General features: G+C 59.1%; 12 protein-coding genes. 4 read left to right on the forward strand and 8 right to left on the reverse strand.

What is annotated here, in order from left to right; all coding sequences use genetic code 11:
* Positions 1-104: 104 nt before the first annotated feature.
* Positions 105-896 (forward strand): FAD binding domain-containing protein, encoded by a 792-nt coding sequence (locus BM347_RS02410; protein ID WP_093914814.1) that lies wholly within the window; start codon positions 105-107, stop codon positions 894-896.
* Positions 897-1,051: 155 nt separating this feature from the next.
* On the forward strand, positions 1,052-2,752 hold the full coding sequence (locus BM347_RS02415; protein ID WP_093914815.1) for an OmpA family protein: 1,701 nt from the start codon (positions 1,052-1,054) through the stop codon (positions 2,750-2,752).
* A gap of 99 nt (positions 2,753-2,851) precedes the next feature.
* Here the strand turns inward: BM347_RS02415 and infC are convergent, their stop codons facing one another.
* Positions 2,852-3,475, reverse strand: a complete 624-nt coding sequence (gene infC, locus BM347_RS02420; RefSeq protein ID WP_425442433.1) for a translation initiation factor IF-3 — start codon at positions 3,473-3,475, stop codon at positions 2,852-2,854.
* 130 nt (positions 3,476-3,605) lie between these two features.
* Here infC and BM347_RS17425 point away from each other — a divergent pair, with 130 nt between their 5' ends.
* On the forward strand, positions 3,606-4,361 hold the full coding sequence (locus BM347_RS17425; protein ID WP_139226440.1) for a translation initiation factor 3: 756 nt from the start codon (positions 3,606-3,608) through the stop codon (positions 4,359-4,361).
* 81 nt (positions 4,362-4,442) lie between these two features.
* Here the strand turns inward: BM347_RS17425 and BM347_RS02430 are convergent, their stop codons facing one another.
* The 6 genes from BM347_RS02430 to cysG form a co-directional block, all read right to left on the reverse strand.
* The gene (locus BM347_RS02430) at positions 4,443-5,291 is read right to left on the reverse strand and encodes a ferredoxin--NADP reductase (protein WP_093914816.1); all 849 of its coding nucleotides are present in this window, start codon (positions 5,289-5,291) and stop codon (positions 4,443-4,445) included.
* Positions 5,292-5,363: 72 nt separating this feature from the next.
* Positions 5,364-5,765: a DUF934 domain-containing protein gene (locus tag BM347_RS02435; RefSeq protein WP_093914817.1), complete on the reverse strand. Its 402-nt coding sequence runs from the start codon at positions 5,763-5,765 to the stop codon at positions 5,364-5,366.
* Complete coding sequence (locus BM347_RS02440; protein ID WP_093914818.1) at positions 5,762-6,547, reverse strand: phosphoadenylyl-sulfate reductase; 786 nt, start codon at positions 6,545-6,547, stop codon at positions 5,762-5,764. The genes BM347_RS02435 and BM347_RS02440 overlap by 4 nt, the downstream gene beginning before the upstream one ends.
* The gene (locus tag BM347_RS02445; protein WP_093914819.1) at positions 6,537-8,201 is read right to left on the reverse strand and encodes a nitrite/sulfite reductase; all 1,665 of its coding nucleotides are present in this window, start codon (positions 8,199-8,201) and stop codon (positions 6,537-6,539) included. Before BM347_RS02445 ends, BM347_RS02440 begins: the two co-directional genes overlap by 11 nt.
* Positions 8,201-8,494, reverse strand: coding sequence for a DUF2849 domain-containing protein (locus tag BM347_RS02450; protein WP_093914820.1), 294 nt, complete (start codon positions 8,492-8,494; stop codon positions 8,201-8,203). Before BM347_RS02450 ends, BM347_RS02445 begins: the two co-directional genes overlap by 1 nt.
* Positions 8,494-9,888 (reverse strand): siroheme synthase CysG, encoded by a 1,395-nt coding sequence (cysG, locus tag BM347_RS02455; RefSeq protein ID WP_093915381.1) that lies wholly within the window; start codon positions 9,886-9,888, stop codon positions 8,494-8,496. Before cysG ends, BM347_RS02450 begins: the two co-directional genes overlap by 1 nt.
* Before the next feature lie 139 nt (positions 9,889-10,027).
* Between cysG and BM347_RS02460 the strand changes: the two genes are divergently transcribed.
* Positions 10,028-10,489 (forward strand): Lrp/AsnC family transcriptional regulator, encoded by a 462-nt coding sequence (locus BM347_RS02460; protein WP_093914821.1) that lies wholly within the window; start codon positions 10,028-10,030, stop codon positions 10,487-10,489.
* A gap of 7 nt (positions 10,490-10,496) precedes the next feature.
* Here the strand turns inward: BM347_RS02460 and BM347_RS02465 are convergent, their stop codons facing one another.
* Positions 10,497-11,678: a cytochrome P450 gene (locus tag BM347_RS02465; protein WP_093914822.1), complete on the reverse strand. Its 1,182-nt coding sequence runs from the start codon at positions 11,676-11,678 to the stop codon at positions 10,497-10,499.
* Positions 11,679-11,692: the final 14 nt, after the last annotated feature.

Genomic DNA, 11,692 nt, shown 5'->3' on the forward strand with positions numbered 1-11,692 from the left:
TGAGACGACGGGAGGTGGGGGCCAGCCCCCACACCCCCGGAGTTTATTTGGCAAAATGAAGACGAGGACAGGGAAAACCTGCCAAGTTTTTGGAAGGACGGAAGATGTATAATTTTGATGTAGAAAAGCCGACCAGCATCGCGGATGCGGTTGCGGCCTTGGGGCGTGAAGAGGCGCAGCCAATGAGCGGCGGCCAGACTTTGATTCCGACACTCAAGGCGCGTTTGGCGATGCCGTCGGTCTTGGTGTCGCTTCGTGGTATCGACGAGATGCAGGGCATCTGCACCGATGATCAGGGGCGTCTTTGTATCGGCGGTGGCACGCTTCATGCGGTGGTCGCGAAAGAAGCGGCCGCGCAGTATCCCGCACTTGCCGGATTGGCGGCACGGATCGGCGATCCGGCGGTGCGCAACCGTGGCACAATCGGTGGATCGGTCGCGAACAATGACCCGTCCGCCTGTTACCCGTCGGCCGTTCTGGCCAGCGGCGCGACTGTTGTGACCAACGCGCGTGAAATTGCAGCGGATGATTTCTTTGAGGGGATGTTCGCTACCGCGCTGGAAGAGGGCGAGATCGTGACGGAAGTGAAGTTCCCGATCCCCGAAAAGGCGCATTACGAGAAGTTCATCCAGCCGGCCTCGCGTTTCCCATTGGTCGCCGTATTCGTCGCCAAGTTCGGCGATGGCGTGCGCGTCGCGGTGACGGGCGCGTCGGAAGACGGCGTGTTCCGCTGGACTGATGCCGAGGCTGCGCTTTCGTCGAATTTCGACGCTGGGGCCATTGAAGGGCTGACCGTGGATGGCAGCGGCATGATCAGCGACCTGCATGGATCGGGCGACTACCGCGCGCATTTGGTGGGCGTCATGACCAAGCGGGCGGTGGCCGCGCTGAGCTAAACCAACAGGCAATCTATATGGCAAAGCCGTCTTTGAGCGATCAAAGGCGGCTTTTCCCTGTCTGTTCGCGGTTTTTGGAACCGAAGCATCTGACATGTGTTTAGCACCAAGCGCTGCCCGAACGGCGTTGAAGTGTAATTTCACAAGGATATGAAATGTTTAAGGTTTTGAAATCGACGACGTCTTTGACGATCTGTGTGGCACTGGCGTTACCCTCGGGCGGGTTTGCCCAATCAGCAACGGTTGACTGTGCGCCAGAAGGTGCCGAAGCGGTGTTCCCTTGCGTGTTGGCGGATGGCACCGAGGTGCTGAACGCTGAGCAACTGGCCGATCAGGTGCAGGGCGTTGTGTCTGGTGTGATCGACGGGACGGGCGCAGTTGAGGCCGAGGCGAGCGTCGAGGCGGAAGCGGATGCAGAGGCAGAAACTGAGGCTGCGACAAACGCGGCTGAAACCTTAGCAGAGGAAGCCGACGCGGCGACGGCAGAGATTGAAGCCGCAGCAGCGGCGGCGCAGGAAGAAGCCATCGCCGCACAAATCGCAGCGGATGCGGAAGCGAAAGCCGCCGCCGATCAAGAGGCGGCAGATCAGGCTGCGTCCCAAGAGGCCGTGAAAGAAGCCGTTCCTGTAGAGGAAGCGGCACCAGCTGAAGTAACAGCGCAACAGCAAGCGGAAGCGACTGCCGCGCCACAAGCCGAAGCTTCGCAAACCGAAGAACAGACCGACGCCGATCTGGCCGCGCAGCAAGAGGCAGAGGAAGCACGCCTAGAGCAACGCGCTGCCGAGGCGTCTGCCGCCGCTGAGGCCGCTGCAGCTGCCGATAGTGGCGAAGCAGAGGCGCAGGTAGAGACAGAGGAAGTCACCGCCGCACAAACCCGCAGTTCCGATCAGGAGTTTGAGACCCAAGTAACGGGTGAGAGCTCTGCCGACGCATCTTCGAATGCCGCCCCGCAGGCCGCGTCACAAGAAGATGACGGCATGAGCAAGTTTGAAAAAGCGCTGCTGTTGGGTCTTGGGGCCGTTGCAGTCGGCGCGGTGTTGAAAAACGGATCCAAGGTTGTCAGCAACTCGGGCGATCGGCTGGTAGTCGAAGATCAATATGGCGATTTGCGGGTGCTGAAGGATGATGATGCGTTGGTCCGCCAGGCCGGTGATGAGGTCCGTCGCGAAACCTTTAACGACGGGTCTGCGCGTACAACGGTGACCAAACCCGACGGCAGCCAGGTCGTAACTATTTTGGGCCGCGACGGCACCGTTTTGCGCCGCATTAACATTGACGCGCAGGGCGATGAATACGTGCTATTTGATGGCACCCGTGAAGAACGCCGCGTTGTGGTAAACGAACTGCCGCAGATTGAGCAGCGCAACACGCTGGCCAGCGAGCAGAACGAAGAGGCGTTGCGTCTTGCGCTGGAAACCCAGCTGCGCGGCGATCAGGCACAGCGCTATTCGCTGCGTCAGGTGCGCGACATTCGTCAGGTACGTGCGTTGGCCCCGCAAATCGAACTGGACGCGGTACGCTTTGCCACCGGGTCTGCGGCGATCCGACCCGAGCAGGCGAAATCGCTGGCTAAAATCGGGACGGCAATCAGCGATGCCATTCGCAAAGATCCGCGCACGGTGATATTGGTCGAGGGGCACACGGATGCGGTGGGCGATGCGGGCTATAACCTTGCGCTGTCTGACCGCCGTGCGGAAACCGTGGCACTGGCGTTGACTGAATATTTCGACGTGCCACCCGCCAACCTGATCACCCAAGGCTATGGGGAAAGCACGCTGAAAATCCGCACATTCGATGCTGAGCCTGCAAACCGCCGCGCTGTGGTGCGCAATATCACCGGCCTGTTGCGGCAATAACGCTAGGTCGCTAAGCGATTGAGGTAAAAATGAAAAAGCCCCTGCGAGAGTATCGCGGGGGCTTTTGTAGTTAATATAGTTAAGGGTCGATAAAGCGGCTTACTTGTTCGGCATCGGGCCGATCAGCATGACCATCTGGCGGCCTTCCATCTTTGGAAAGTTCTCGACACGGCCGACGTCTTTGGTGTCTTCTGCCACACGTTCAAGCAGCTCGCGGCCAAGGTTCTGGTGCGCCATTTCGCGGCCACGGAACCGCAGCGTGATCTTTACCTTGTCGCCATTGTCCAGAAACTTGAACACGTTGCGCATTTTGACATCATAGTCATTGGTATCAGTGTTCGGTCTGAACTTGACCTCTTTGATCTCGATGATCTTTTGCTTTTTGCGTGCTTCGGCTTCGCGCTTTTGCGTCTCGTATTTGAACTTGCCGAAATCCATGATTTTGCACACGGGCGGGTTGGCATTGGGAGAAATCTCGACCAAGTCCAGTCCGGCTTCTTCGGCCATTTCCATGGCGCGGCCCGGTGTCACGACCCCGACGTTTTCACCGTCGGCACCAATAAGGCGAATTTCATTAGAGCGGATATTTTCGTTAATGCGCGGGCCGGTATCTCTTTGTGGCGGCGCGTTATGGGGTCTGCGAGCGATGATGAACGTCCTTTGATTGTTCCGAATTCTCGAAGCCAGAAGGTAAACCCGCCACCGCCCTTCTTCAAGACGCAAAATGGGCTATACTTGAGCAAAATGGGCAAATTGGGTTGCAACTAGGCACTCTAGGCCTCATTTGAGCGAATAGACACGTATTTCGCGTGTGCAGGAACGAAGCTAGTTGGTCTAAAGGGACACATATATCATGAAAAATCTAGTCTGGATCGTTATCGCAGCGGTGATCGCCATTGGTGGATACATGCTGTATTCTGGTCGCTCGGTTCAAGAGATCGCAACCGAGGCCGCCGATGCCGTCAATGCACCCGAAGCGCTGGAAAGCGCCACAGCTGCGGTTGGCGAAGCTGTAGATGCCACCGAAGAGGCTGTCGCTGACGCAGTCGAAGCCACAACCGAAGCCGCCGAGGCCGCAACAGAAGCTGCAGCAGAAGCCGCATCCGAGGCAGCCGCCGCAGTTTCCGAGACCGAAACAGCCGCAACTGAGGCCGCAGAGGAAGCCGCGTCTGACGCAGCCGCCGCCGTGTCCGAAACAGCATCCGAGGCAACAGACGCAGCTGCTGAAGCCGCAGATAACGCCGCAGCAGCCGTTTCTGAAGCAGCATCTGACGCAGTCGACGTCGCTTCTGATGCCGTGACCGCCGCTGAAGACGCCGCGACAGATGCAGCAGCATCGGTCGATGCAGCAACAGACACTGCCGCCGAGGCAACAGCGGACGCGGCTGCAGACGCAACCGTAGAGACGCCAGCCGTCGACGCGGGCGTATCTGCTGATGCGACGACAGTTGCAGGGTTCGATCTGGATGAGGCTCAAGCTCTTGTTGATCAGTCTTCCTTGCCCGAGTTGCAAAAGACCATGTTCAAGCGTGGCCTGACCGCAGCACAAGACAACCCCGAAGCGTTGGAAGCGATCCTTGGTCGTATCCGCAAAGCTTTGGATATGTGATCTGATCCGAAACATCGGACAAAAGAAAACCGCGCCTTCGTAAGAGGGCGCGGTTTTTTCATGTCTTGGGGCTAAAGTTGTTTAGCCGACGAACGCCTTTTCGACCACGTAATGCTTGGGGTCCGAATTCGCACCCTCTTCAAGTCCAAAACCTTCAAGGACCTCCTTGATGTCCTTGTTAAAAGCGAGGCTACCGCAGACCATGCCACGGTCTGTTTCCGCGTTGATCCCATCAATGCCCAGATCGGCAAAGACAGTGCCATCTTCCAGCAGCGTGGTGATGCGGCCCATCTTGGGGCTTTGTTCACGGGTTGTGGTTGGGTAATAGACGATCTTGGCCAGGTTCTCCTTGCCGATCAGCTCGTGCATCATTTCGTCGTTCTGGATGTCTTCGATCAGGCTGCGGCTGTAATCCAGCTCGGCCAGGTCGCGTACGGTGTGGGTCACGATGACCTGATCAAAGTTTTCATAGGTTTCAGGCTCGCGCAGCAGCGATGCGAAAGGCGCGAAGCCGGTGCCGGTGGCAAACAACCACAAACGTTTGCCGGGCAACAGCGCGTCATGCACAAGCGTGCCAACAGGCTTGGGGCGCAGAATAATCTGATCGCCGGGCTGGATGTGCTGCAATTTCGAGGTCAAAGGCCCGTCTTGCACCTTGATCGAATAAAACTCCAGCTCTTCGTCCCATGACGGCGACGCAATGGAATAGGCGCGCAACAGTGGCCGTTGCTTGCCTGTTTTCGGGTCTGGGTCGCCCATCAACCCGATCATCACGAATTCACCCGACCGAAACCGCAGCGATGCGGGGCGCGACACGCGGAAGGAAAACAACCGATCCGTCCAGTGTTTTACAGATGTGACGGTTTGCGCGTCGGGCAATGTCGGAACGGGTTTGGCGTCGGTTTGGGGCACGATTGTCTGCTCGGTCATTATTTCATCGACAGGCAATTGGCCCGCCGTCCTTTGTATAGGGGCAAGTGGGGGGGAGGGAAAAGGCCGGTCTTAGCCGCGCAGCCGCGACTGATAGTCATGGTCCTGCCAGTTGGCGCGGGCCAGCCATTGATCCTGCGGTTGCCGCGCGGCCAGATCATCGGGGATCTCGACCTCGTCAAAGCCGGAACGGCGGGCCATGGCGTATTGATCTGCCAGAACATGACCATGGGCGCGCAGCCGTCCGGTATAGCCGCGCAGGCGCAGGTTGCGTGCGATGGTAAAACCGCGACCGTCAGCAGAGCTGGGAAAATCGATGCGGATCATCTGTAGGGTCGAGCTGAGCTGGATATCCTCCGGCTGCGCGTCCGAGGGTACATCAAGGGATGCCGCATCATTCGCGCATCCTAGGGCTGTGAACCCGGCTGCCCAGTCATCTGCAACAAAACCCTGATCGGTTACCAATTGTGTCATGTGTCTGCTCCTATCCGCACCATTTTACCGTCGACAAAATGGATGCCGCATTCTTCTTTTTCACTGTTCCGCCACCGGCCCGCGCGGGGGTCTTCGCCCGGTTTCACCTTTGATGTGCAGGGCGCACAGCCGATGCTGGGATACCCTTGGGCCACCAGCGGATGCCGGGGCAGGCGGTTTTCATCAATATAATCAGATACATCCGAGGCCTGCCAATGGGCCATCGGATTCACCTTGATCCGCGCAGGCGCGTCTGGTGGGGTCTCGACCTCAAAAAATGGCAGTGACGCGCGGGTGCCGGATTGGAACCGTTTGCGCCCTGTGACCCAGCCATCGAACCCCTCAAGGGCGGTCTGCAAGGGCAGGGTTTTGCGCAGCGTGCAGCAGGCATCGGTGTCGCGCAGGTGCAAGGTGCCGTTGGGGTCTTTTTCCGCGATATCAGCGGCGCGGATGGTCTGGATGTTACGCAGGCCAAGGCGTTCGGCCAGCTCGTGCTGATAGACCAGTGTTTCGGCAAACAGCATCTCGGTGTCGATAAAGATCACCGGCAGATCGCGTTTCACCATCGCCGCCAGATGCAGCAAGGCCACCGATTCCGCGCCAAAGCTGGACACCAGCGCGAGGTTCGGCACGTGTTTGATGGCCGCGCGCAGCACGTCAGTTGCACTGTGATGGCGCAGCTGATCGTTCAGCGCCTCCATTTGCGCGGTCAGCTGTGCGATGCGATCCGGCCCTTCGGGGAGGATTTTTTGTCCATTTGGAACGAGGGTGTCACGCGGCATTGGCACGGGCTTCTGGATAGAGGGCGGCCTTGAAAGGGGCCAACCCAAGGCGGCGGTAGGTTTGCAGGAAGGTCTCAGTCGGTTCGCTGCGCAGATCAAGATAGCCGCGCACCAGACGTTCAATGGCGGGGATGATTTCATCGGCCGAGAAACCGGGGCCGGCGCGTTCGCCGATGGCCGCGTCCTGGGTGCCGTCACCGCCAAGGGTGATCTGGTAGTTTTCGACCCCTGCGCGATCAAGACCGAGGATACCGATATGCCCCACATGGTGGTGACCACAGGCGTTGATGCAACCCGAGATCTTTATCTTGAGCGGGCCGACCTCGTGTTCCAGTTTGAGTTCGTCAAAGCGGGTCGCGATTTCTTGGGCGATGGGAATCGAACGGGCCGTCGCAAGCGCGCAGTAATCCATACCGGGGCAGGCGATGATATCGCTGATCAACCCGATGTTTGCTGTGGCAAGGCCCGCGCTTTTCAGTGCGGCATGCAGGGTTGGCAGATCGTTGCGGTGCACATGGGGCAGGATCACGTTTTGCTCGTGGCTGATGCGGAGTTCATCATGGCCATATTGCGCGGCAATGTCCGCCATCACATGCATCTGGTGCGCCGTTGCGTCGCCGGGCGTCGCGCCATGGGCCTTGAGGCTGATGGACACGATCGCATAGCCCGGCGCGTGGTGATCGGCGAGGTTCGTATCGGCCCAGCTACGGAAGACGGGATCGTTATCATAGGCCGTGGTATAGGCGTCTAGCGGCGCGGTTTTGAACGTCGGCTTGGCAAAATCCGCCTCGATCCGGGACAGCATCTGTTGATCGACACCGGTGAACTGCGGGCGGATCAGCGCATAGCGTGCATCCACACGGGCGCGAATGTCGTCGATGCCGTTTTCATGGACGGTGATCTTGATGCGAGCCTTGTATTTATTATCGCGGCGGCCCAGCAGGTTGTAGACCGACACGATGGCCTCGAGGGTGGGCAGCAGGTCTTCGGAGGCGACGAAATCATAGAGCACCTTGCCGATCATCGGGGTGCGGCCAAGACCACCGCCCACGATCACCTGAAAGCCGAGCACGCCATCGCGTTCGACGATTTGCAGCCCGATGTCATGGGCTTTGATCACGGCGCGGTCGTGCGGCGCACCGGAAACGGCGACTTTGAACTTGCGCGGCAGGAACTGGAATTCGGGGTGATCGGTGGACCATTGGCGGATCAGTTCGGCCACGGGGCGAGGGTCTGCGACCTCGTCTGCGGCGGCACCGGCAAAATGGTCAGCAGTCACGTTGCGGATCGTGTTACCGGAGGTCTGGATCGCATGCATGTTCACCTCGGCCAATGCGTCCAGCATATCGGGGACATCACGCAGCTGGGGCCAGTTGTACTGGATGTTCTGGCGCGTGGTAAAATGGCCGTAGCCCTTGTCCCATTTCTCGGCAATATCAGCCAGCTTGTGCATTTGCGTGCTGTTGAGCGTGCCGTAAGGGATCGCGACGCGCAGCATATAGGCGTGCAGTTGCAGATATAGGCCGTTCATCAGGCGCAGCGGCTTGAATTCATCCTCGGTCAAGGAGCCATCGATACGGCGTTCAACCTGCGCGCGGAACTGCGCGTTGCGTTCCGCTAGAAAGGCGTCGTCGAATTCGGTATAGCTATACATTACAGGGTCTCCTGTTTGCCATGGGCATAGTTTGACGGGCCTTTGGCGCGAAACGCTTCGCGGAAATGGACGGGCTGCGGCACCGGATCGGGATCGACGTCGGCGAGATAGACGCCGACGACCAGATCGACCTGCTGGCTGGCATCAATCAAGCGCAGATCGGCGTCTGCCTCGTCGGTCAGCACCTCGGCCTGGGTCAGGTCGCGGGTCCAACCGGTTGCGGTTTGATAAATCACGTCGCCTTCAAGCAAGGCGTTTGCGGTGACAACTTTGGGGGTGAAGGGTTTGGCCATTATGCCATCTCCTCTTGCAGGATTTCTGTTGCGGCCAGTGCCGCCGCGCGCGGGGCAAGGCCATAGAATGTCAGCGCGGGGCCGGTCATTTCGGCATCGGTCAGATCAACGGGCAAACGGTCCAGTGTGGTTTCCAGAATGCGTTGTTCAGGACGCGAGGCATTTTCAATTAGGGTCACGGGGGTGGTGCGGTCGGCACCGTGCATGATCAGGCGACCCTGGATAAAGCGGGCGGATTTCTTGCCCATATAGATCGCTGCGACCTCGCCAGGGCGGGCCAGATTGGCCCAGTCGTGATCCGCGAACCCTTTCATATCGTGGCCCGTCAGGAACCGGACGCTGGCATTGCGCCCGCGTTTGGTCAGGCTTTGCCCGATGGCCGCAACCGCAGCAGAAGCCGAGGTAATGCCCGGCACGATATGCCAGCCGATATTATGGGCATCGACCGCGTCAATTTCCTCGTCCAGCCGGCCAAATACCGTTGCATCACCGGATTTCAGACGCACCACTTGGGCACCGCTTTGCGCGTGCTCGACGAGCAGATCGTTGATGGTTTCCTGGGGCGTGGAGGGGCCGAAGCCTTCCTTGCCAACGTCGATCATCTGGGCCTCGCGGCGGGCAAGCTCAAGGATCTCGGGGCTGATCAGGCGGTCATAGATCACCACGTCCGCCTCGTCCAAGGCGCGGCGGGCTTTCAGCGTCAGCAGTTCGGGATCACCGGGGCCACCACCGACAAAGGCGACGTGCCCGGGGCGGGCGGCGCGGGTCACGTGATCGGACAGTAAGCCATCAAGGGCCGCGCCAACGGCAGCTTCACCATCGGCGACGGCACGAGGACCAGCGTTAAAATAGTAGTCGCGCCAGAAATCGCGACGCGGGCGACCAAAGGGCAGGGCGTCTGCCATCTTGCGGAACCCTTTACCGATGCGCGCGAGGGTGCCCAGCGTGGTGGGCAGGCGTTCCTCAAGATCGGCCTTGATTGCGCGTGCCAGCACGGGGGCTGCCCCTTCGGTGCCGATGGCGATGGTCACCGGATCACGGTCAACGATGGCGGGCGTGATAAAGGCGCTGTCGTGTAGGTTATCAACGATATTAACCAACGCGCCCTCGGCCCGCGCGATGGTGGCTGTGCGGGCGTCTTCGACATCATCTTCGTCAGCGGCATAGAACAGTTTTGCGCACAGCACATCACCAAGTTGAAGCGCACGGGTATGCAGCGTCAGGCGATCCGCATCGGCCCATTGCACCAGCTCTGGCGCGGGGGCAGGCGCATAGACGCTGATCTTGGCCTCGGACTTCATCAAAAGGCGCAGCTTGGCCAATGCCGCGTCACCGCCGCCCGACAACACAATGCGTTGCCCTTTGGTTGAAAGGAAAATTGGGAAATGATCCATCATGCTGTCCTTGCGCTTGCCTTAGAGTGAATATAGGAAATAATTCCAACACAGCGCTAGACGTCTGGACACATAAGAACATACGTTCTAATTCACCAAGTAGTTGGAACAGAAGACCACTAACCGAAGGATACGCAGAATGGACGTTCGTATAGACGAGGTAGATCGGAAGATTTTGTCGCAGCTTCAGCGTGATGCGAGCCAATCTTTGGACGATATTGCCCGTGAAGTGGGGTCTTCCAAGACGCCTGTGTGGAACCGGATTCGCAAATTACGCGAGGCAGGCGTGATCGGGCAGCACACTGTTGTGCTGGATGCAGATGCGTTGGGGTTCGAGGCGTGCTTCTTTGTTCTGATCCGCACGTCAGAGCACGAGGCCGAGTGGCAGGCGGCATTCCTCAAGGCGCTGCAAGACCGCGCCGAAGTGCAAGAAGCACACCGTTTGGCAGGCGATATCGACTATATCCTGAAGGTTCGGGTCAAAAACGCGCGCGCCTATGACGCGTTCTATCAGGCGCTGATCTCAGAGGTGCGGGTGCATAACGTCACGGCGCTTTTGTCGATGGAGCAGATTAAATCGACGACAATGCTACCGCTTTAGGGCGCAGCTAAATCTCGACCATTAGACGTTCGAGTTTGTGGAAATGATAGGTTTCCGCATAGCGCGGCGATTCCGCCAGCCGTAGCTTAGGCGCGTGGTCAAAGAGCGCGCGCAGCCCGATCTGCATCTCGAGGCGGGCCAAGGGGGCCCCAACGCAGAAATGCAACCCGCCGCCAAAGGCCGCATGTGGTTTCACGGGGCGCGTCGGATCAAAGCGGTCTGGGTCGGGATATATGGCAGGATCACGCCCCGCAGCCCCCAACACCAGTGCGATTTTCTTACCTTTTTCCAAGGTGATACCGTCCAGGTCAATGTCCTCGTAGGCAAAGCGTTCGAACACATGCAGCGGCGGATCATAGCGCAAGATTTCTTCGGTGGTGGCGGCGATGGTATCGGGCTGAAAGGCGTCCAAAGGTGTTTCATTTATCAGTGCGCAGGCGACCCCGTTGCCAAGCGCATGCACCGTCGCCTCGTGCCCCGCGTTCAACAGCAAAATGCAGGTCCCGATCAGTACATCAGTGCTTAGGCGTTCGCCGTCTTGTTCGGCGGCAATCAGCTGCGTGATCAGATCATCGCGCGGGTCCGTGCGGCGCTGATCAACATAACCGCGCAAAAACGCGGTGAAATCGGCAGCGGCGCTGTTGGCTGCATCCTCAACCGCGCGGGTGCGGCCGGTTTGGTAGATCGCGACCATGGCGTTGGACCAGCGCAACAGATCGGGCCACATCTCCTCGGGGACGCCCAACAGGCGCGCGATGATGCGTACGGGCAATTGCGTGCAAAAGGCCGGGATCAAATCAAACGGGCCTTGGGGCAGGGCCGTCTGCAACTCAGCGGCTATCATTTCAATCTCGGGCGCAAGGCCGGCAATCCGGCGCGAGGTAAACGCCCGCAACACAAGACCGCGAAGGCGTGTGTGCGTGGGCGGTTCCAGTTCGAGCATCGAATGTTGGTCGACGGCATGGAAATCCGCCAGATGTACCGGAACAGGCTGCTGCTGATCGGCGGGAACTTCGCGCCCCAAACGTCTGTCGCGCAATAGCGCCTGCACGGTGGCGGCATCAAAGGCGGCTAACATCCCGTAATCCTCCCAAAACTGTACCGGGCCATCGGCGCGCGCACGGGCATAGGCCTGATAGGGATTTTGCACGAAATCAGGGTCTTGCGGGGATTGGAGAAAGGTTTTCATAGCCCGCAGCAATA

The sequence above is a fragment of the Sulfitobacter marinus genome (genome assembly GCF_900116285.1).
Taxonomy (GTDB): domain Bacteria; phylum Pseudomonadota; class Alphaproteobacteria; order Rhodobacterales; family Rhodobacteraceae; genus Sulfitobacter; species Sulfitobacter marinus.

Bases quoted from the DNA above. Each gene is read 5' to 3' on its own strand.
- cysG (WP_093915381.1), bottom strand. From the start codon at position 9,888: ATGGATCATTTCCCAATTTTCCTTTCAACCAAAGGGCAACGCATTGTG.
- BM347_RS02410 (WP_093914814.1), top strand. From the start codon at position 105: ATGTATAATTTTGATGTAGAAAAGCCGACCAGCATCGCGGATGCGGTT.
- BM347_RS02450 (WP_093914820.1), bottom strand. From the start codon at position 8,494: ATGGCCAAACCCTTCACCCCCAAAGTTGTCACCGCAAACGCCTTGCTT.
- BM347_RS02430 (WP_093914816.1), bottom strand. From the start codon at position 5,291: ATGACCGAGCAGACAATCGTGCCCCAAACCGACGCCAAACCCGTTCCG.
- BM347_RS17425 (WP_139226440.1), top strand. From the start codon at position 3,606: ATGAAAAATCTAGTCTGGATCGTTATCGCAGCGGTGATCGCCATTGGT.
- BM347_RS02440 (WP_093914818.1), bottom strand. From the start codon at position 6,547: ATGCCGCGTGACACCCTCGTTCCAAATGGACAAAAAATCCTCCCCGAA.
- BM347_RS02445 (WP_093914819.1), bottom strand. From the start codon at position 8,201: ATGTATAGCTATACCGAATTCGACGACGCCTTTCTAGCGGAACGCAAC.
- BM347_RS02465 (WP_093914822.1), bottom strand. From the start codon at position 11,678: ATGAAAACCTTTCTCCAATCCCCGCAAGACCCTGATTTCGTGCAAAAT.
- BM347_RS02460 (WP_093914821.1), top strand. From the start codon at position 10,028: ATGGACGTTCGTATAGACGAGGTAGATCGGAAGATTTTGTCGCAGCTT.
- BM347_RS02415 (WP_093914815.1), top strand. From the start codon at position 1,052: ATGTTTAAGGTTTTGAAATCGACGACGTCTTTGACGATCTGTGTGGCA.
- BM347_RS02435 (WP_093914817.1), bottom strand. From the start codon at position 5,765: ATGACACAATTGGTAACCGATCAGGGTTTTGTTGCAGATGACTGGGCA.